General features: G+C 54.7%; 17 protein-coding genes. 6 read left to right on the plus strand and 11 right to left on the minus strand.

What is annotated here, in order from left to right:
- Positions 1-58: 58 nt before the first annotated feature.
- Entirely contained in the window at positions 59-796 is a 738-nt protein-coding gene (locus KRAC_RS12015; protein WP_007907247.1) for a metallophosphoesterase family protein, read from the plus strand.
- A 41-nt stretch (positions 797-837) separates the two neighbouring features.
- On the opposite strand, the gene tyrS is transcribed toward KRAC_RS12015, so the two are convergent.
- Positions 838-2,061, minus strand: a complete 1,224-nt coding sequence (gene tyrS / locus KRAC_RS12020) for a tyrosine--tRNA ligase (protein ID WP_007907248.1) — start codon at positions 2,059-2,061, stop codon at positions 838-840.
- Positions 2,062-2,480: 419 nt separating this feature from the next.
- Entirely contained in the window at positions 2,481-3,617 is a 1,137-nt protein-coding gene (locus tag KRAC_RS12025) for a hypothetical protein (protein ID WP_007907250.1), read from the minus strand.
- A 214-nt stretch (positions 3,618-3,831) separates the two neighbouring features.
- Between KRAC_RS12025 and KRAC_RS12030 the strand changes: the two genes are divergently transcribed.
- Entirely contained in the window at positions 3,832-4,452 is a 621-nt protein-coding gene (locus tag KRAC_RS12030) for a nitroreductase family protein (RefSeq protein WP_007907252.1), read from the plus strand.
- Between the two features lie 60 nt (positions 4,453-4,512).
- On the opposite strand, the gene KRAC_RS12035 is transcribed toward KRAC_RS12030, so the two are convergent.
- The 3 genes from KRAC_RS12035 to KRAC_RS12045 all read right to left on the minus strand — a co-directional run bounded on the left by KRAC_RS12035 (position 4,513) and on the right by KRAC_RS12045 (position 8,747).
- Entirely contained in the window at positions 4,513-5,046 is a 534-nt protein-coding gene (locus KRAC_RS12035; protein WP_007907254.1) for an adenine phosphoribosyltransferase, read from the minus strand.
- Positions 5,047-5,458: 412 nt separating this feature from the next.
- Positions 5,459-5,971: a large conductance mechanosensitive channel protein MscL gene (gene mscL, locus KRAC_RS12040; protein WP_007907256.1), complete on the minus strand. Its 513-nt coding sequence runs from the start codon at positions 5,969-5,971 to the stop codon at positions 5,459-5,461.
- 325 nt (positions 5,972-6,296) lie between these two features.
- Positions 6,297-8,747, minus strand: coding sequence for an endonuclease MutS2 (locus tag KRAC_RS12045; RefSeq protein WP_007907258.1), 2,451 nt, complete (start codon positions 8,745-8,747; stop codon positions 6,297-6,299).
- A 693-nt stretch (positions 8,748-9,440) separates the two neighbouring features.
- Here KRAC_RS12045 and KRAC_RS12050 point away from each other — a divergent pair.
- Both KRAC_RS12050 and KRAC_RS12055 read left to right on the plus strand, forming a co-directional pair.
- Positions 9,441-10,580: an RNA-guided endonuclease InsQ/TnpB family protein gene (locus KRAC_RS12050; RefSeq protein ID WP_007907261.1), complete on the plus strand. Its 1,140-nt coding sequence runs from the start codon at positions 9,441-9,443 to the stop codon at positions 10,578-10,580.
- A 213-nt stretch (positions 10,581-10,793) separates the two neighbouring features.
- Positions 10,794-11,228, plus strand: coding sequence for a hypothetical protein (locus tag KRAC_RS12055; protein ID WP_007907263.1), 435 nt, complete (start codon positions 10,794-10,796; stop codon positions 11,226-11,228).
- Positions 11,229-11,328: 100 nt separating this feature from the next.
- Here the strand turns inward: KRAC_RS12055 and KRAC_RS71125 are convergent, their stop codons facing one another.
- A complete protein-coding gene (locus KRAC_RS71125; protein ID WP_157506393.1) occupies positions 11,329-11,487 on the minus strand; it encodes a hypothetical protein in 159 nt (52 codons plus the stop codon).
- A gap of 53 nt (positions 11,488-11,540) precedes the next feature.
- On the opposite strand from KRAC_RS71125, the gene KRAC_RS12060 reads away from it, so the two are divergent.
- A complete protein-coding gene (locus KRAC_RS12060) occupies positions 11,541-12,170 on the plus strand; it encodes a hypothetical protein (protein ID WP_007907265.1) in 630 nt (209 codons plus the stop codon).
- A 43-nt stretch (positions 12,171-12,213) separates the two neighbouring features.
- Here the strand turns inward: KRAC_RS12060 and lepB (KRAC_RS61360) are convergent, their stop codons facing one another.
- On the minus strand, positions 12,214-13,023 hold the full coding sequence (gene lepB, locus KRAC_RS61360) for a signal peptidase I (protein WP_007907267.1): 810 nt from the start codon (positions 13,021-13,023) through the stop codon (positions 12,214-12,216).
- Positions 13,024-13,260: 237 nt separating this feature from the next.
- Positions 13,261-13,875, minus strand: coding sequence for a signal peptidase I (gene lepB, locus KRAC_RS12070; RefSeq protein ID WP_007907268.1), 615 nt, complete (start codon positions 13,873-13,875; stop codon positions 13,261-13,263).
- 501 nt (positions 13,876-14,376) lie between these two features.
- Here lepB (KRAC_RS12070) and uvrA point away from each other — a divergent pair.
- Entirely contained in the window at positions 14,377-17,568 is a 3,192-nt protein-coding gene (uvrA, locus tag KRAC_RS69080) for an excinuclease ABC subunit UvrA (RefSeq protein ID WP_007907269.1), read from the plus strand.
- Positions 17,569-17,654: 86 nt separating this feature from the next.
- Here uvrA and KRAC_RS12080 read toward each other — a convergent pair whose 3' ends face one another.
- The 3 genes from KRAC_RS12080 to KRAC_RS12090 all read right to left on the minus strand — a co-directional run bounded on the left by KRAC_RS12080 (position 17,655) and on the right by KRAC_RS12090 (position 20,393).
- Positions 17,655-18,914 (minus strand): glycosyltransferase family 4 protein, encoded by a 1,260-nt coding sequence (locus KRAC_RS12080; RefSeq protein ID WP_007907271.1) that lies wholly within the window; start codon positions 18,912-18,914, stop codon positions 17,655-17,657.
- A 151-nt stretch (positions 18,915-19,065) separates the two neighbouring features.
- Positions 19,066-19,965, minus strand: a complete 900-nt coding sequence (prmC, locus tag KRAC_RS12085) for a peptide chain release factor N(5)-glutamine methyltransferase (protein WP_007907273.1) — start codon at positions 19,963-19,965, stop codon at positions 19,066-19,068.
- Between the two features lie 26 nt (positions 19,966-19,991).
- Positions 19,992-20,393 carry a DUF2203 domain-containing protein gene (locus tag KRAC_RS12090; protein WP_007907274.1) on the minus strand — a complete coding sequence of 134 codons (402 nt, stop codon included), beginning with the start codon at positions 20,391-20,393 and terminating at the stop codon, positions 19,992-19,994.
- Positions 20,394-20,747: the final 354 nt, after the last annotated feature.

The raw sequence follows: 20,747 nt of genomic DNA on the forward strand, positions 1-20,747 counted from the left end.
CGCCGCTGGCGGCCTGTTTCCACAACTATACCCTAGTTTGCTTGCAAGGAGGCGCGCCATGCGTTTAGCCATACTCTCAGATATTCATGGCAATCTTCCCGCCCTGGAGACTGTCATAGCAGAGTTAGAGGATGAGCAGATAGATCACTTTCTCTGCCTGGGCGACGTCGCTGCCGGTGGCCCACAACCCGGAGAGACCCTGGACCGCGTCAAAGCCCTGGGCTGGCCCGCCATTATGGGGAATACCGATGACTGGCTGCTCACACCACAGATCAAGGAGCAGACTACCCGCTTCGGCCAGTACTGCCAGGACATAGACCTGTGGTGCGCGCAGCAGATCAGCGAGGAGCAGAAAGTCTTTATTCGCAGCTTTCAGGCCAGCGCTCTGATCCCGCTCTCGCCCCAGCATATCCTCCTGGCCTATCATGGATCTCCCCGCTCCTACCGCGAGCGCATCCTTGATATCACTAGCGAAGCGGAGCTTGATGCTATCTTTGGCGAAACCCCAGCCACCATCCTGGTCGGAGGACATACCCACGCCCAGCTCTGGCGGCGCTACCGCGATAAACTCATTCTCAATCCCGGCAGCGTTGGCATGGCCATGGACCGCGTCTCCCCCCTGGACGCCATCCGCAACCCGCCCTGGGCCGAATACGCCATCCTTACCATCGAAGGCAAGCACCTGAGCGTAGACCTGCGGCGCACGCCCTTCGATCCCCAACGCCTCCGCGCCATCTCCCTCGAGCGCGGCATGCCCCACGCCGACTGGGCCAACAACGAGTGGGACCTTGAATAAAGAACACCGTACGCCAGGTCTATACCTCATCAATGCGGGTGTTAGTTCCCTGACACCCGCACGCGAAACCAGGTTCGCTTCCCCACATGAAAAACATCCCCATCGCACAATTCAAGCATTTGTTCGGGCTGGCGCAACACCTCCTCATTGCGCGAGACTCCTCCCTGCTCACACAAGCGGCGCAGTTCGCGGTTACTCTTCTGCCCATTGAAGAACAGCTTGAGCAACTCTAAAGGCGTCTGTATTCCTCTCTCAAGCGTCATTTCAGGAATATCTTCTGGCGTTTGTCGGGCGGAGAACGTCTCCTGGAACCAGAAAAATTCTTGCTCAGCCACCTCTTTCCCATGATAGCGCTTGACGATCTCGTAGGCGAGACGTAGCTTGCATTGCATAGGCTCCTGCTCTACGCGTTGACCGATCTCCTCTACATCTATCATGGGAATATCAGTGTAGATCTCAAAGTAGGTAACTATCAGGGAATCAGGCAACTTCATCGCACGTCCAAACTTATCACGCGGACTATGCCCCAGCCCAATATAATTACCCAGGCTCTTGCTCTGCTTGGCCTTGCCATCTATGCCTGGCGTAATCTTCGTCGTAATAACGACCTGTGGTGACTGGCCCAGGTGTTCCTGATAGAAGCGCCCCATTAGCTCATTGAACAGTTGATCAGAACCAATAATGGTCAGGTCGGAATCAAGGGCAAAGGAGTCGTAACCCTGCAGCACCGGGTAAAGCAACTCGTGCATATGTATATCCAATCCTTGCTTCAGGCGCAACTGAAACATGTCTCGGACAATGAGGCGCGAATGAGTTATCATCGAGAGCAAGCGCAACAACTCCTGGACAGGCATATCCTTATACCACTCCGAATTGCGCCTAATCTCTAACAGGTGTTGATCGTCGAAGCGTAGCACCATCCTGGCCTGCGCAATAAACGCCTGTGCGTTGGCCTCAATCTCTTCAGGTGGAATGATGGGTCGCAGTTTATTGCGTCCCGTTGGATCACCGATGGTCGTCGTAAAATCGCCTATAAGAAAGATGACCTTGTGGCCCAGGTCCTGCATTTTGCGCATCATCCATAGATTGACGGCATGTCCAAGATGCAGAAACGGGGCGGTCACATCGACGCCATATTTAATACGTAACTGGCGGCCACTCCGCATGAGGCGCTGAAATTCCTCCAATGAGAACCACTCCTCGCTCGTTCGCTCAAAGCTTGCCAGTAGCTCTCGCTCGGTATGCCCCGCTTCCTGCTGTAACATATTTTTGGTCTCCTTTGTACTCTTGCTCCATAAACATAATTTGGGAAAAGGACAATAAAAAAGCAGAGGTTGTTAACCTCTGCCCTTTGTACTGGTATGCGGATTTCTGTTCTTTACGCTTCTGCGCAACGCACAACAACTACCGCTCTCCCTCGCCAAAGGGCAGACCGGTAATAATAATAGCTTTTCTGTTGATGCGTCAGCGTCGTGTTTTGCATATACGCGAGTATAGTAAGAAGGGGCAAGAATGTCAAGAGAAACTGCCTCTCAATTGCCACGCCAAAAGAAGCGAGAAGACAAGCGCCTGAACGCAAACCTACGGCGTATGCCCTATGCCAACAATGAGTGGAATATTGAATAGCGCGTCCTTCTTCCTGCCCATAATCCTTGTAGGGGCCAGGCTGGCCTGGCTTCTACGCTTACACTAAATGGTGAAGCAAGTCCCAGAACTCTTGGTCGCCCTGCAAGACCTTGCTGGTCAATCCCAGGTCAATACGCTTACAGCTTCCCTCATAGACACTAACACTGAGAACAGGCAGATCCCACTGGGTAAAACTCAGGCTCGTGTACCTGGCCTTACCAGCAACCTTGTCTTCGCCTGAAGGGCAGTTCGGCTCTGGCTGCGTTGTAGGGAGCGTCAGCACCTTGTCGTAGAGCTTCAACAGCCGTGTTACATCCTTAACCTGCTTCTGTTGATCTCCAGTGTTGCTATTGATCCGAAGCATTAGCTGATCGGGACGTGCCGGGGAGAAAGTGGCCTGGCGCAACATCTCCGCAAAAAGCTGATCAAATTGAGCATCGCGTTTGTAGGTACCGGTGCGCGATAGATGATTGCCGTCCAGTGAGATAGTGCCACAGCTTTTATTGATTAGAGAAGAAATCACCTGCTCCGCAGTATGAAAGACCAGGCGATACTCAGGATAGGTCTCCTCCTGACAACCTGGACCTGTAGACTGAGGAAACGGAGCTAAAAGTTGCAGTTTGAGGATGTTATTGTAGAGACGTTGTGCAATAACAGCATCCGCAATCTGCGTGCTCTCAACCTGCATTTCAGGCTGGAGAGTATGCAGAATAGCAACATTCTGAGGCTTCGCGGCAGGCGTCGCTACGTCAATAGCCTTATCCAGTAATGCCCAGAATTCGTTTGAAGCTCGGCGGTCCCCGGCCTCACCCTTGATGGAGACGGGGCGACATCCATCTCTCTGGGCCAGCACCGAAACAGCTACCCTCTCGCCTTCCAGGAAGGTTAATATATAGTGAGGGCCGCGTTCAGCAGTACAGGCGATATTGTCTGGCATCTGTTCTAAGGCATAGATAGTACTGTAGAGTTGTCGCACCATCTGTGCATTTGTCAGTGTCACAACAGGCTTTGTCTGCGCAGATGGCCCTACCAGGTCTAGTGTAATTTGCACACGCGTAGGATTAGCTGTCGGGGTACCGGGCTTCCATGCAGGTGGAGTTCCCTGTCCTACTACGCTACCACATCCACTGAGCCAGAGAGATACCCCCACCCAAATAAGTCCATAGAAAGGAACAAACCATTTTTTTGCATCCATATCAATGCTCCTTCACCTCATCCGAAGTCAAAGCCATTAGTTTCCTCGTCTTTAGAGACGTTGCAAAGATACAGTTTGTTCCCAACTTCATTACATCTAAGCGCTCCTCAATTAAACGGCATGGCAATCAGCAAAGCGCGCCGTAATGGATTATAATATCTCAATAGCCTTTTTGATCTGATGTATATAAGCGCAAAAGCGAGCAGACAGGTTTATGACAACGACAAGAGTAGAGATAGAGAGTATTGTAAAGCCTATGAGCGTGATTGAAACCGTAAGAAGACGGCGCAGTATTGGCAAAATGACAGAGCAGGTGCCAACCCGCGCGCAGATTGAGGAGATTCTAGAGGCCGCGACCCATGCACCCAATCACCACCGCACCGAGCCCTGGAAGTTTATCGTGCTGGCAGGCGAGGCACGTACAGAGCTAGGACTGGTCATGCAGGAGGCCCTGCTTTCAAGCCTGGGCGATATTCCCCTGACCCAGGTGCAGGCACGCCTAGAGAAAGAGCGCCTGAAGCCGTTGCGCGCCCCAGTGATAATCACCGTCGTCTCAGAGTTTCCCCGCAACGACGAGGCCCTGGACATTGAGAATGTCGAAGCCACGGCGGCAGCGGTCCAGAATATGCTGCTGGTCGCAGAAGAGCTGGGACTGGCGGTCATGTGGCGCACAGGCGATGCCGCCTATAATGACCAGGTCAAACGCTGGCTAGGGGTCGAAACCGAAGACCATATTGTGGCCTTCCTCTACGTGGGCTATCCAGCCATCCCCCGCCTGGAGCGCCGCGCAACTCCCCTTTCCCAGAAAACCACCTGGTACGGCTGGGAAGAATAAGTATATAAAAAGAGACTGTGCGTGATGGCCAGCCATCACGCACAGTCTCTTTTTATATACCTAGTATTTGATTAGTGCGAAGACGTCGTGGTCTTTCAGGTGCTCGCGTCCCTTGAGGAAGCTCAACTCGACCAGGAAAGCGACGCCCGCGATATGTCCACCTAATTTCTCAACCAACTCGATAGCGGCCTCTACCGTCCCGCCCGTCGCCAACAGATCGTCTACGATCAAGACACGCTGCCCGGGCTTGATAGCGTCCTTATGCACCTCGACAATATTTGTGCCATACTCCAGGGCATACTCAATGTTAATGGTCTCCGCCGGAAGTTTACCAAACTTACGCACCGGCACGAAACCGCAATTGAGCAGATACGCCAGAGGGGCGCCAAAAATAAATCCGCGTGACTCTACACCGACAACGGCCTGAATATCGGCCCCGGAATAGTGCGCGGCCAGGCGCTCAATCGCCGCGCGGAAGTACGGTCCATCCTGCAACATGGGGGTAATATCTTTGAATAACACCCCCTTCTGGGGAAAGTCTTGAATGTCGCGAATGCGATCTTCCAGGCGTATTGGCTCAGATGTTGACGACATGAGCGATCTCCTCTGTCTCCATGAATTTCTGCCTCCTTATGCGAAAACCAACCACCTAAAGGTGGCACAGCGCCGCTCTCGCTGCCGTGCCACCTTTAGGTGGTCCCCGAATGGGGGCGGCTAGCGCTAGCGCGCTCAGATTTTCGAGAGGCATTACTAGCGTTCAGAAATGAACAATAACATAGGGGCCGCCAAGAATATTATACACTTGACGTACCCCTCTTCAGCACGCACTGAAAATCCAGGTTCCTCGTTTATGGTGTCCCTGTTTTCTTTTCCATATGCAGTATAGCGTCAGGATACCCATACGTGCAAGCAGGGTAAGGGGTAAAGGGATGTATGCTGGTGGGCTGGCTCCGCCAGCCCACCAGCATACATCCCTTACTAGATGTCTATAGTGGCATGCGAAACGCTATGAGCGCGCCGCAACCTGTTGCGGCTCTTCAGATGGTGGCAGTTGAGCCGTGCAATACGCGCAGCGTGTCGCCTTGAGTGGAATGGTGCTCAGGCAGTAGGGGCACTCACGCGTGGTGGGGGCCTCCGGCTCCTTCTTCGGTGTAAAGCGATCCTGCAAAGCGGTCACCGGGCGCACAACAAAGAAGTAGAGGACCAGTGCTGTAAGCAAGAACGTAATGACTGCTCCAACAAAGTTACCATAGAAAAACTTCTGGCCTGCCAGAAGCCAATAAGCATCCTTAAAGTTTTGCTTAAAGCCTGCTGTAGCAAGAATGATACCAATCAATGGTTGTAAGAAGTCATTAACTAATTCCTGAACGACCCCAGTAAACGCAGCACCGATAACGATACCAACCGCCAGGTCAACCACGTTGCCGCGTAAGATAAATTTGCGGAAGCCACCCAGCTCCCCCATGCCCGCCTTCCAGCCGCGCTCACCATAATCTCTAAATGTATCGAAACGACTCATAAAACAGCCACGCTCCTTTGTTTCTTACAAATGATGTTGAAAATGATCTGAGGGAAAAAGAGAAAACGTTCTGTGGAGAACGTTCCTTTACGCATGTAGCACGACCAGGACCCGCTTCGAGTTTTAGCTATCGTGCCTTCTCCAATTCTCTCCACAGCGTAGCATAAAATACATGCTCATGACTAGATTTACATGATTTTTAGTTATCGCCCCTGCCTCGGCTCGCTGCGCGAGCCTTCGGAGTAAAGGGGTGAGGGTGAGAAACCCGGCATTGCCGGGTTTCTCACCCTCACCCCTTTACTCTTGAGCGCCGCAGGCGCGAAAGCTAGGCGCTGAGGGTGACTACGGTGACGCCATCGCCGCCCTCCTGGGGAGCCGCGGAATTGAATGACTTCACCAGGGGGTGATGAGAGAGCTGCTGGCGTACCGCCGAGCGTAGCGCTCCCGTTCCCTTGCCATGCAGGATGCGTACAAGCGCGAGGCCCGCCATCGTAGCATCGTTCAGGTAGGTCTCCAGCTCCTCCAGAGCATCCTCGACGCGCCAGCCGCGCATGTCAAGCTGCATGGAGACCGCCGGGCGATCCTCGTAGCGCGGCATGACAATGCTGGGTGCGCTAGGAATGACGCTCTTTTCGCGCTCCTTCGAGGCCTGGCGCTTGCTGACACGCTCGATGTTATCCACGTCAACGCGGAAGCGCATCGATCCCATCTGCACCTCAGCCGAGCTATGATCGGGCGAGAGGCCAACCAGTTCGGCGAGCTGGCCAAAGCTGAGCACACGCACCGTATCGCCAAGCTGCAAGGGACCATCCAGGCGCTGAACCGCCGGATCTTCCTTACGCGGCTGGGCTGGCTCAGGCACCAGCGCAACCTTGTCTTCCAGGTGGCGAGCGGTGTCCCGCGCCTGGTTCAGACGCTCGCGGGAGACGCTGGCTCGATCAGCGGTAGCGCGAATCTTCGCCAGCTTGTTCTGCACCTCATCGAGTTCACGCCGCGCCTGCGCCCGTGCCTGGTTGATGATCTTAACACGCTCCTCCTCCAGACGATGGCGCTCCTCCTGCAATTGCTTGCGCTGGTATTCGGCCTCGGCCCGCTCCATGCTCAGGTGATAACGCTCGTCAGAGGCCGCCTGGCGCTCGCTTTGCAGACCCTCAAGCAGGTTCTCCATACGCACACCAGAGCTGCCCAGGAACTGGCGGCTGCTCTCAATGATCGGCTCATCCAGACCCAAACGCGTCGCAATCGCCAGGGCGTTACTACGGCCCGGCAGACCGATGCTCAGCTTATAGGTTGGTGAGAGCGTCTCCACGTTAAACTCAACCGAGGCGTTGACGACGCCTGGCTGCTCGTAGGCAAAGGCCTTCAGCTCGGTATAGTGCGTGGTCGCCACCGTCGAGACCTTACGCTCAAGCAGGTAGGAGAGGATCGCCCGTGCCAGGGCCGAGCCTTCGCTGGGATCGGTACCCGCGCCCAGCTCGTCGAAGAGCACCAGCACATGGTGGTTCTGGCGCTTCACCAGCGTCTCCGCCAGCCGACCATGAATGTCCGGCACGTCTTGTTGCTGAACCGCCTCCACGCGCCGCAGGATATCAATGATGCGGCTCATGTGCGAGGAGAAGGTACTCAGGCTCTGCTCAATACTCTGCTCATCGCCGATGTCGGCCAGCACATCCTCGAAGACGGCGATCTCCGAATGCACGTCAGCCGGGATATGCATGCCAGACTGCGCCATCAGGGTCAGCAGGCCCACGGTCTTCAAAGCGACGGTTTTACCGCCCGTGTTAGGACCGGTAATAACCACCATATGGAACTCGCGCCCCAGGTAGAAATTGGTCGGCACCACCTTCCCGGTCAGGAGGGGATGGCGCGCATTGTGCAGATCGATACGCCCCTCGGCATTGAGAATAGGCTCGCTAGCGCTCGTCATACGCGCGTAGCGTGACTTTGCCAGGTAGGTATCAAACTCGGCCAGCAGCTCGACCGCGACCGTGAGCGACTCGGCCTCGTGACCGATCTCGGCGGAGAGCACACGTAGAATGCGCTCGATCTCGCGCCTCTCCTCAACCTGTAGCTCACGGATACGATTATTAAGCTCGACCACGACCATAGGCTCAACAAAGACTGTTGCACCGCTGGAAGATTGGTCATGGACAATGCCGCGCACCTGGCCGCGACTCTCGGCGCGCACCGGAATTACATAGCGATCATTGCGCATGGTGATGATCGGCTCTTGCAGGTGCTTGCCATACTCACCCACCAGGGATCGCAAGCGATCTTGCAGGCGCTGACTGGCGCCGCGAATATCGAAGCGAAGTTTTCGCAGGGTTGGGCTGGCGGTATCCAGGACCTCGCCCTCCTCGCTCACGGTTTCCTCAATGCGACGAACGATCTGTGGACGCTGGGGGATATCCGAACCCAGCATATGCAGCAGAGGATAGTGCTCCGGCTCCAGCTTATCCAGCAAGCGCGCCACATACAGCGAGCTACGTACCGTCTCTAGAACCTCAACCAGGTCGGAAGGCGCCAGGATACCCTCACGAGAGCTACGCACCAGGAGAGGGCGAATATCGTGTGCGCCCCGCACACCTACATCGGGATACAGGTCGATCAAGCGTATTGCTTCAGTTGTATATGCCAGGCGACGCCGCGCCTCATCCAGGTCTGGCGTGGGCGTCAGGGCTAAGACCAACTCTTTACTGGCGGAAAATGCCGCCTCTTGCGCTACCTTCGCCAGAATCTTGGGGTATTCGAGCGTCGTTAAACTTTTTTCGTGCATATGCGTATTGAAAATGTCCTTAAACATGGCTATGCGCCCGGAGGTGGGCACAACGGCTTCATCCTTCTTATGCGAAAACCAACCCCCATTCGGGGGCGCAGCGCCACTCTCGTGGCTAGCGCTCCGCGCTCAGGTTTTCGAAGAGGCACTTCGAGGAAAAAAATCGGAATAATTACTTTGGCGACCCTCACTCACTCACTCACTCATGGCACAACAGAGGGTGCAATATGGTCTTAAGCCAGAACTATCATGGGTGTGTTCTCTTCAGGGGTTTGCTGTCCAGTCCGCACTACTAACAAAAAATAGAAGATGCTGCTCGCCGCCGTCCGCTCTTGACTAAGATACCATATATTGTCGCTCACGACAATAAGCCAGCAGCCTTTTTCACAGCGTTCCTCCCTCTTTTAATATCCTCCTTGGCTCGCTGCGCGAGCCTTCAGGTAAGGTGTATGTACGTGGGAAGCAGGGCAAAGCCCTGCTTCCCACGTACATACACCTTACCCCTGAGCGCCGCAGGCGCGAAAGTTCTCCCATGCCATTTCAAAAAGAGGAATCAACAGTTCGCCAAAAGGTAGGAGAATGTATGCAAAGAATAGCAAGTGGCATACATTTCTTTCCCATTGACATCAGAGAAGAAATGTTCTAAAATAGACATGCATGAAAGGCCTTAGAATACAAAAGGTGATCTGAAAAATGATTCGAGCCCACAAAATTCGTCTTCATCCCACTGATGAGCAAAAAGTGTACTTTGCCAAAGCAGCAGGTGTTGCGCGATTTGTGTGGAATTGGGCGCTCGCGGAATGGATCCGGCAATATGAAACTGGGGAGAAGCCCACAACGTTCAAGCTCAAGAAACAATGTAACGAGATTCGGCGCGAGCAGTTCCCTTGGACGTGGGAAATTACCAAGAACGCCTCGGATCAGCCGTTCCTGGACCTGGGCAAAGCCTTCAAGGCCTTCTTCGAGGGAAAGGCACGAAAACCCAGGTTCAAGAGCAAAAAGCGCAGTAAACCAAGCTTTTATCTGGCGAATGATCAGATGGAAGTGGGCGATCACCGCGTGTGGATACCCAAACTCGGTTGGGTCAACATGGCCGAGAATCTCCGATTCAAGGGAAAGATCACCGGGGCGCGGGTGACACGTACTTCGGACTGGTGGTTCATCGCTATCACGATGGAAGTCCCAGATGAACAGCCCACCAAACGCTCTGCAGCCGTTGGGATCGATATGGGCTTGAATCGACTGGCAACATTGAGTACTGGCGAGGGATTTGAGAACCAAAAATACCTCACCACGGCCCTCAAAAAGCTGCGTCAGGCCAACAAGCGGCTGCATCGGCGGAAACCTGGTTCAAAGAACCGGGAGAGAGCCCGTCGCCAGGTGGCACGGCTCCACTATCGCATTACCTGCCTACGAGATGATGCGCTCCACAAACTGACGACCAAGCTTGCCACGTGTTATGGGATCGTCGGTATCGAGGATCTCCATCTCAAGGGGTTGCTCAAAAATCGCAAGTTGGCTCGCTCGTTCTCCGATGCCGCACTTGGCAAACTGGTGAACCTGCTCACCAGGAAGGTTGAACAGCGTGGCGGGCAGGTGGTGAAGGTGGGACGCTTTTTCCCTTCCAGTAAGACCTGTCATGCTTGCGGCTGGAGGTGGGAAGACATGCAACTCTCTAATCGGGTCTTCCTGTGCCAGAACCACCAATGCGCATACCATCTCTTCCCTCAGGACAGGGATGGGAATGCCTCGTTGAACATCCTGTACGAAGCTCTTCGCTTGATCGGGCTCAGTGATCAAGTCGTCGGCGGCACTGGCTCGGACGCGACGTAAAACTCGGCTGTGGACTTGGTGTAAGACCAAAAGGCGCACAGTGCCTGGAGGCTGCGAAGATTGAAACAGCAACAACAAAATTCTGTGTGGATGTGTGCTTGCATACATTTGCATATGAAAATTGGAGCAGAAGAAACTTACTCCCCTGACAAACGTACATGCAGGAAGAGGCTTTTATATGACCTGCATTGAAGGATGGGAGATGAAAAAGCGATGATCCTGCATAAAGGCGAGCGTGTCTTCTGGGGAGCGCCAGAGGTTATCTACCTGGAGGGCACTATTACCCAACTGCAAGAGGAGAGTCAGAGCGTCGTCGTCCATGTAGAGCGAGCCACACCTCATTCAGCGCACTTGATTGGCAACGAGATCGCCTTTGCCGCTCAGGGCCTACAACCCCTGCAAGGCGCAAGCCCTCCCGGCACCACCAGCGAGCGCGCAACCCAGACCCTTCCCCCTCCTCAGTTTAGCGACGAGGAAAAGGTACGCCGTGGCGCAGCCGTCGCAATCCACCAGCAATATGGCTACCATCTCTCACCAGAGCAAGAACAGGCACTCATCAACCAGGTCGCGCAAGCCATTAACGCAGACCCGGTCCTGCGTCAACGCATCATCCAATCCATGGACGAGATTTTGCATCGCGAGCGTTAACCTTTATAAACAGGGGAGACATATATGAATTGCCGACAGTGCAATGCACCAATCGACAGGCAGGCAAGCTTCTGCCCTCAATGTGGAGCCACCGTACAAGCTAGCGCACCGCCTGCCTGGCAGCCATCATCGCCGGGCAATCCCCATGAGGAAAAGACGTTCCTCGCGGATCCATCACAACAACCCTCCTGGCAACAGCCAGTACCAGGCCCACAAGCAGGAACTTCTTACCAGAGACCAGGGCAAATGTCTCCCTCAATGCCTCCTGCTCCGTTTCCACAGTATCAGAGAAATTTAGCAGGAGAGAGAAACATGCAAGCAAACGCAGATCCAAGAGGAGCAGCAGTCCAGGAGAGGCCCCAACCACGTAAGCGTGGCCGCGCAGGTCTGACCCTGGGCTGTCTCTCTATTCTTATCATACTGGTCCTGGCTCTGGGAGCCATCTGGACCTTCGGCGTACGCCCCTACGCTCACGATATGGCGATGCAAGAGTTAGATACCGCCATGGCAAGAGCCGTGAACCAGGTACCGGACGCCTCGAATATTACAAACATTCCCGGACTTCCCCCACTTCCCCCAGGGGTCGATGTGCCTATTCCACCCCTGAAAGTCTCGCAGGATACATTCAACAACCTGGTCGTGCTCAACCTGCCACCAAATAGCCCGGTCCAGAACCCCAGCACCCAGATCACGCCCGATCATGTGCGGCTAAGCTTCACAGTCTATGGCTTCGCTAGCGCGATCTCCGTCCTACCCCAGATCCAGGACGGGAAGCTCGTCGCCACCAACACCACCCTGGAGGGACCCATCGGCCTGGTCCTCTCATCCGACGACATCACGACGCTGCTCAACAAACACTTCGCCGACGCCCAGGCCCGACTCAAGCGCCCCATCAAGAGCATCACCCTCAACAACGGAGACATGAGCATCCAACTCGGGTAAATAGGAGGTATAAAAAAATCAGCACCTTGCGGTGCTGATTTTTTTATACCTCTTCTTCCTGGTCTTGCTCCAGGGCTTCTTTGGCGTTGCAGCGGCGCTGGGCGCGTTGCTGCCAGTACCACCAGCCGCCGAGAAGGGTGGGTAGCAGGAAGGTGACGGGCAGCTCGGCCTGGGAGAGGAGCGAGGGATGCGCACCCGGCGCGGGAGAGATTTGGGTGGCAGGAACAGGGGCAGGCTTCACCGGACACATGGTTGGATTCGTGACCTGGGGTGGCTGAGGTACCTGGTCAAAGATGCCGTTCTCGTTCTTGACCAGCCCCCAGTTATCCTGTCCTAAGGGCCAGAAGACAAAGGCGGCCTGGCCTACGAGATTCTGCTTGGGAACACAGCCCCAGGCCCGCGAGTCTGAGCTACCCATGCGGTTGTCTCCCAGCACAAAATAATCGCTCTGGGGAATGACCATGTTGACAATGGGCGCATAGGGATTCCCCTGGCGGTGCGGATCGATATATGTCTCAGATAATGCCTTCCCATTTACAAATACAGTCGTGTCTTGAATGGTGATGACGTCGCCTGGGAGGCCAACAACGCGCTTGATGTAGTCCTGGTCGGGTTCAGGGGGAGCGGCAAATACAATCACATCGCCGCGGCGGGGTGGATGAAAGAGATACGACCACTTGTCGACAAAAATAAATTGTTGATTGTGAAAGTTCGGCTCCATGCTCTGGCCATCAATGTTGAAGTTCTGGACTGCCAGGCGAATCACCAGAAACATCAAGACGGTCAACACGATGGTTTCGATGATTTCACGCACTAAGCGGAAACGTTTTTCAAAATCCAGCTCTACATCCACGGGCTTTCCTCGTTAAACTGTTTCAAATAATATCAATAAGTTCCACCATAGTATACAGGAAGGATACCACGAAATGTAGCGTCGTGCTGTTCGTAGCCCCCCCGAGAGTACTATTTCCTGGTTGCACAGCTACTTCTGATCCGAAAACCCTGAGCGCGCTTGTCCCCGAATGGGGGAAGCGCTAGACACGCAAGTGACGCGTGCCCCCGAATGAGGGTTGGGTTTCGGAATAAGAGATTAGCGCCTGGCATTGATTGCGTCCGATGGTTGGTGTACCTTCGCGTAGACAGATGAGACATCCGGCAAAAGGCCAATGTTATCCGCCTTAAACGGCCAGTAAATGAGCGCCGCACGCCCAATGATGTTAGCACGCGGGACCAGCCCCCACGACCGCGAGTCATAGCTGTCAACGCGATTATCCCCCATCACAAAGTAGTAGCCAGGAGGGACAAGAAGATTATGTACGGGTCTATCCGTGGGTGAGGCCCCTGCTTTGGCGGGATCAACATATGTCTCATTGAGCCGCACACCATCAACGGTTGGCCCCCCGTTTTCGACCGAGATCACATCTCCTGGTACAGCGATAATACGCTTAATGTAGTCGGCAGTCGGTTGCGGGGGCGCCTCAAAAACAATGACATCCCCACGCGCAGGCTGGCGCACATAATAGCTCGCCTTGTCGACAATCAGGCTCTCCTGATTATGGAGCCGCGATTCCATACTCTTGCCCACCACATCAAATTTCTGCACCGCGAAGTTGATCGCGAGAAAGAGCAATACTGTCAGCGCCAACGTCTCTACCAGCTCGCGCACAAAACGGTAGCGCTTCCCAGTATTCAGCTTTACACCCATACGTACCTCCACCAAAGTCACTTCCTTCTTCTCAGGCCACATCTTTGCAGCCAACCAAGACAACTCTGCTACAAGCTGTTTTTATTGTAATCTATTTCCATCAAAGGAACATAGCCATATTTAGACAGAATTACGGATTACACGTCACATGCCAAGAAATAATTCCTCGCTCCATAGTGTTTTCTCCTAGTAGTGACCCTTTTGGCCTGTAGCGATTCTCATATGTACAGAATGGGTTTGATGGATTGGGAGGAATAATGCAAATGCTCTTACTCTCCCCTTTGAGAGCATAAAAAGAATCTGCTCTAGCCGGTCCCATAACCCTTGACTCAAAGCCGCCAGTATAGTAGTGTTAGATGGAACGTTTGTTTGTATTTTCTACGGTACACATTGGTTGCAGTGGCGCTTAAACGTCACTGTGGTTGAAACGTTGGCACACCCACAGAGAAAATAAGCACTGTAGTTATTCTACGTTTTGCAGGGACGGACGGTTGGATTGTTATGCCCCAGGATAAAATAGTAGTTCGTGGTGCACGTGAGCACAATTTAAAGAATATTAACGTGACCATTCCGCGCGATAAGCTCGTGGTCATCACAGGTCTTTCGGGTTCGGGGAAGAGTAGTTTGGCGTTTGATACCATCTTCGCGGAAGGGCAGCGTCGCTATGTAGAGTCGCTCTCGGCCTATGCACGCCAGTTCCTGGACAAGATGGAGAAGCCCGATGTTGAACACATCGACGGCCTTTCGCCTGCTATCTCCATCGATCAGAAAGGCACAACCCACAACCCACGCTCAACAGTTGGCACCGTTACCGAAATTTATGACTACCTGCGCCTACTCTACGCGCGCATCGGTCATCAGCATTGTCCCCAGTGCGGACGCGAGGTCAGTCAACAGACCCTCCAGCAGATTGTGGATGCCGTCCTCAGCCTGGCTGATGGCTCACGCATCATGCTGCTGGCCCCCCTTGTTCAGGGTCGCAAAGGCGAATACAAAAACGTCTTTGAAGAGATGCGCCGCTCAGGCTATGTGCGCGTGCGCGTCGATGGCGAGATTCGCGACCTGAGCGACGAAATCGACCTGGATAAACAGAAGAAACACACCATCGAGGTCGTGGTTGACCGCCTGGTTATTCGCAAACAGAAGCGCGAGGAGAACGAGGAGAGTGGGCTGAAGAAGGTGGCTGAGCGGCCCGCGCTCTACGAAGTCAATGCCAGCAAAGAGGCGCATCGCGACGAGGACAATATCGCGGAGCCAGATATTCCCGCGATCCTGCATGAAGAGGTTGACCCGGCCTTCCGCCAGCGCCTGACCGATTCACTGGAGACGACGCTCAAACTCGGCAATGGGGTCGTGCTGGTCTCTGTAATTGGTGGTGAGGAGACGCTCTACTCCGAGAAGGCGGCCTGCGTCTACTGCAGCATTAGCCTGCCAGAGATCGCTCCCCGCACCTTCAGCTTTAACAGCCCTCACGGGGCCTGCCCCACCTGTACCGGCCTGGGAACGCAGATGGAGATCGATCCCGAACTGATCGTGACCCATCCCGAGGTCAGCATTCTTGAGGGTGCCATCGCTCCCTGGAGCAAGGTCGTCAATGGCAGCCAGTGGCATAGCGCCATTCTGGAATCCCTGTCAAAGGCCTACGACTTTGATCTGAATACCCCCTGGCAGGACCTGAGCGAAGATATTCAGCAGAAAATCCTGCACGGCATTCCTGAGCAGCTTGCCATTCGCTATACGCCTCAGAATGGGCAGACCAAGACCTATAATGTCCATTTCGAAGGCGTCATCCCCAATCTCGACCGGCGCTATAAGCAGACCGATAGCGAGGGCATTCGCGAAGAGATTGAAGGCTATATGACAGCGCGCATCTGCCCGGATTGCCGGGGCGCGCGCCTCAAGCCGGAGGCCCTTGCCGTTACTGTGGGGGGACATAATATCGTCCAGGTGACGAGCCTCTCAATCACACACACTCAGCGCTTCTTCCAGGAGTTGGAGGATGATGTACTCGCCAGCCGGAGCGGGGTCAAGCCTGGGGAGCCAATTCACCTGGCACCTGTGAAGAATGGCAAGACGAAGAAGAATGGCAAGCAGGGCAATAGCCTGCTTGGTGATCCCCTGGCAAAAATTGATACGCGGGGACAACTCATCGCGACGACCCTGACCGAGCGCGAGCGCTTTATCGCGCGCCAGGTGCTCAAGGAAATTCATGCACGCCTACAGTTCCTGGTCGATGTCGGCCTGGACTACCTGACCCTGAGCCGGGCCGCGGCCAGCCTCTCGGGTGGTGAGGCCCAGCGCATTCGCCTGGCAACCCAGATTGGTTCTGGCCTGATGGGGGTACTCTACATCCTGGACGAACCCAGCATTGGCCTGCACCAGCGTGATAACGAGCGCCTGATCAAGACCCTGACGCGCTTACGCAACCTGGGCAACACACTGCTGGTGGTTGAGCACGACGAGGACACGATGCGCGCCTCCGACCATATCATCGATATTGGACCGGGCGCGGGTGAGCATGGTGGCTATGTTGTGGCCGAGGGAACCTATGATGAGATCGTGGCCAATCCCAACTCGCTCACTGGTGACTACCTCTCGCGCCGCCGTCGCGTCGAGATTCCCGCCGAGCGCCGTCCCGGCAACGGTAATAAGCTTACCATCAGGGGCGCAAACGAGAACAATCTGAAGAATGTCGACGTCGACATCCCCCTTGGGAAGTTCGTCGTTATCACTGGCGTCTCAGGCTCAGGCAAGAGTACGCTGATCACGGATATTCTCTATCGCAAACTGGCTCATACCTTCCACCGCGCCCATGAGCGTCCTGGACAGCATGAGACCATTGAAGGGCTTGAACACCTGGACAAGGTCATTGATATTGATCAGTCGCCGATCGGGCGCACACCACGCTCCAACCCAGCCACCTATACGAACGCCTTTACCGGCATTCGCGAACTCTTTGCCCAGGTGCCCGAGTCACGCATGCGTGGCTATATGCCTGGCCGCTTCTCCTTTAACGTCAAGGGTGGGCGCTGTGAGGCCTGTAAGGGTGAGGGCATTGTACGCATCGAGATGAACTTCCTGCCCGACGTCTATGTTCCCTGCGAGGTCTGTAACGGCAGGCGCTATAACCGTGAGGCCCTGGAGATCCACTACAAGGGCAAGACTATCGCCGATGTGCTGGATATGACCATTGAGGAGGCCGCTGGCTTCTTCGTGAACGTTCCCTCTATCCATATCAAGATGCAGACGCTAAAGGATGTAGGCCTGGGCTATATGCGCCTGGGGCAGCCCGCGACCACGCTTTCAGGTGGTGAGGCTCAACGCATCAAGCTGGCGACCGAGCTGTCACGCCGCGCCACGGGACGCACACTCTACATCCTGGACGAGCCCACCACCGGCCTGCACTTCGCCGACGTAGATCGCCTGCTCAGCGTCCTACAGCGCCTGGTAGATACTGGGAACACGATTGTCGTCATTGAGCATAACCTGGACGTTATCAAATGCGCCGACTGGATCATTGATCTGGGACCCGAAGGAGGCGACGGGGGTGGTCGCATCATAGCCGAGGGCACGCCCGAGGTAGTGGCACAGGCGCCACAGTCCTATACCGGGCACTTCCTTAAGCGCATGCTGGAGGAAGAAACCGAGATGATTCGCCAGCTCAACGAGGCCTCCAACGAAGTCATGGCGTAGAAGAAAGCAGAAAGAGAAGGCCCCGGTGCTTGTACAAGCACCGGGGCCTTCTCTTTGTCTTAGTCGGACAACCACACGGCCTTAGCCTAGCTCTCCGTCTGCAAGCGGGCGTGATGTCGCTCGTCTCCAGTTGGATTTGACTCCTGCTCGTCAGAGAGTGGGGGACGGGGCGAGTTGAGCAAGGCCTCACGCTGCTTCTGGAGATTGTCCAGCCAGAAGGTCAGGAAGAGCATCGTCGCGCCAACGAGCAGCAGGCCGACAATCTTAACCCCCTTTGGCAGGCTCAAGGCCAGGATGCCAAAGGCCGTTGTCAGGCCATAAAAGATATAACAGATCTGTTTGGCGTTCAAGCCTGTAGCCATCAAGCGATAGTGGAGGTGAGAGGTCGTATCAGGCTGGGCAAACGACTGGCCGCGACGCAGGCGGCTAACGATGATCACAGCGACATCCAGGATGGGCACACCCAGGACCATGAGCGCCAGGGCCAGCTTGGCTCCGCCCATGATGGAGAGCGCCGCCAGCATAAACCCAAGAAACTGCGCTCCGCTATCGCCCATAAAGATCTTGGCTGGGCTCCAGTTGTGAGGCAAGAAGCCAAGCACCGCGCCTGTGAAGATTCCCGCCAGCAGGCCGATGGTGTACTGACCAAGGTAAATACTAATGATGGTAATGAAGAAGCCAGTAATTCCCACTACGCCTGTGGCCAGCCCATCCAGGCCATCCACAAAGTTGACGGTATTGGTCATGCCCGTAAACCAGAACCAGGTAACGATGACTGCCGGGATCGCCAGCCAGGTGATCTCTGGTTTATGGATCAAGATAGAGATGATTGGCTGCTGATACCAGGGGAGACCCGGATGCTCGACCGCGACTCCAAAGGGATTGCTAAAGCCAAAGAGAATGATGCCATAAAAATGCCAGTTCCACGGACCAAGGATAATCACAACCGCGAGCGACTGGACAATAAATTTATGGAGGGCACGCATCCCACGCACATCGTCATATGCATGGACCGCTACCAGTAAGAGGGAGGCCGCCATCAATAAGATAAAACGAATCATCTCATCCGGCTTCACCTCGTGGTTGGTTGCGTAAAAGATGAGTGAGGCGACCACGAAGGCCAGGAAGATAGCTACCCCGCCCAGGCGTGGCACTGGCTTCTTATGAATACGGTCGCGATCCTTCGTAGGGCGATCCAGCAAATCGAACCGGGTGCAAAACTTGATGACCCCAAAGGTAAAGAGGTACGAAAGCAGAAACGCGACAGCGCCGCCTCCTAGAATTAAGAGCAGGTCTGGTAAACTAAACGATGACACTTGAGCCTCAACGATTCTCAACAGAGCCATGTGGACTCTCCCCGCTAAACGCGTCACAGCAAAGGTACATTGCTACTACGCACTCTTTTTTCTATAAAAACACGCAAACACATCACTTTTGACGGTCTCATATGTGAAGCGGGGTATAACCCAGGATCATGCCTCTAGTAACGGCGATCAGTTATGAGACCTGGTTGCTGCCGGGTAGTCGCACCACCAGGTGGCGGTCCAATCCAGCGTAGTCACTGATACACGCCACATCGGCCTTGGGCCATAAACTCTTTACCAGGCGTGTCAGTGGCTCTTGATGCAGGTAACCCATTTCCAACACACACCATCCCCCAGGCCTCAGCATACCATATTGACGGGCTTCACGACACAGGCGCGTCAATAAGCCTAGCCCATCTGGACCACTAAAAAGGGCCAGGTGTGGCTCATAATTCCATACGTCGGGAGCCATCTGTGGTAATTCGTCTGTGCCGACATACGGTAGGTTGGCAAGCAGCATATCTACGGGCTGGGGCAAGGCCTGCAAGAGATAGCTCTGCAACAGAATCACACGCTCCTCAACGCCATAGCGCTGGCAATTGGTACGCGCAACCTCTAAGGCCTCCGCCGAGACATCGCAGGCATAGATTACAGGCAGGCGTGGCTCCTCTAGCGCCAGGGTAATCGGTATAACCCCGCTCCCAGTGCCAACGTCGGCCACAACTGGCATCTCTCCCGCATCCAGGCGGCGTCGCGCCTCCTTGAGCGCGGCTTCCACCAGTAGTTCCGTCTCGGGACGGGGAATAAGCACGCGCGCATCCACCTGGAAGTCGCGTCCGTAAAATTCCTTTTCGCCAACAAGGTACGCGACAGGCTCGTTGCGGGCGCGCCGCTCAATGAGTTCGCGAAAGCGCTTCTCCTGTTCTACGCTCAGCTCTCGCTCGGGATAGGCGTACAACGTCGCCCGTGGCACCTGTAGTATATGTCCCAACAAGACCTGGGCGTCCAGGCGCGGATTCTGCTCCCCTCCGCGCCCATCGCGCACCTGCAAACGCTGTATCCCCTCTTGTAGCGCCTGTTGAATGCTTGTCATACCAAACTCTCTCATACTTCTTCTTACTACTCATCCTCAAATGGTTGACGGCCCGCGAAGCCAGCCTCCAGGGTATGCCAGTAGTCGATATGCTCTTCGCCCAGGTGCCAGCAGAGGTAGACCTCTTCGCCGTTACGTAAGCTCAAAAAATCAATCAGACCAATTTCCGGGTCCTTCAGCTCACAGCCCAATGTCTGCAACTCTTCCATTGCCTGTTGCAGCGCCTGAACATGCTCCAGCAGGCTCTCCTGAACATGCAGTATCTTGCCTTGCAGGTGGTGCCCATTGCCCATAGACTTCACCTGCATCTCCTCGAGGTCCTTCTCTAGCCCTTGCGCCTGGCGATAGTGAACCTGGATTTTGCCTAGCTCCACACTGATCGCAGGCAGCAAAGCCTCCGCTTCGGCGCGCGTAAAGTAGTGCGGCATATGCTCCCTCCTCTTCTCTGTTGCTGGCTTCAACAAAACATCCTGCTTGTTGTCATATCACAGAGAGAAAACTGACCTGCTTAGCATTTTATCATTCTCCCTGTTTCTAGTGTCAGTGCCCCACAAAAGTCAACTGCTCTATTGCGCCAGGACCCTTCACATTGACCAGCCAGAAGGATTTCGCTATACTCATCTCTATAAACAAATGTAAGAAGAACGTCTCGTTTTCTAGCAGTCAGTCGGAGGATACCGCACAGTGCAGCCCCATTATTGAGCCTTCTGAGCCGGTTGGAGTACGGGCCGGCATCCAACTCAAACAAGCATTCATTGCCTCAATCTCACAAGAGAAGCACA

Source organism: Ktedonobacter racemifer DSM 44963 (assembly GCF_000178855.1).
GTDB classification, from domain to species: domain Bacteria; phylum Chloroflexota; class Ktedonobacteria; order Ktedonobacterales; family Ktedonobacteraceae; genus Ktedonobacter; species Ktedonobacter racemifer.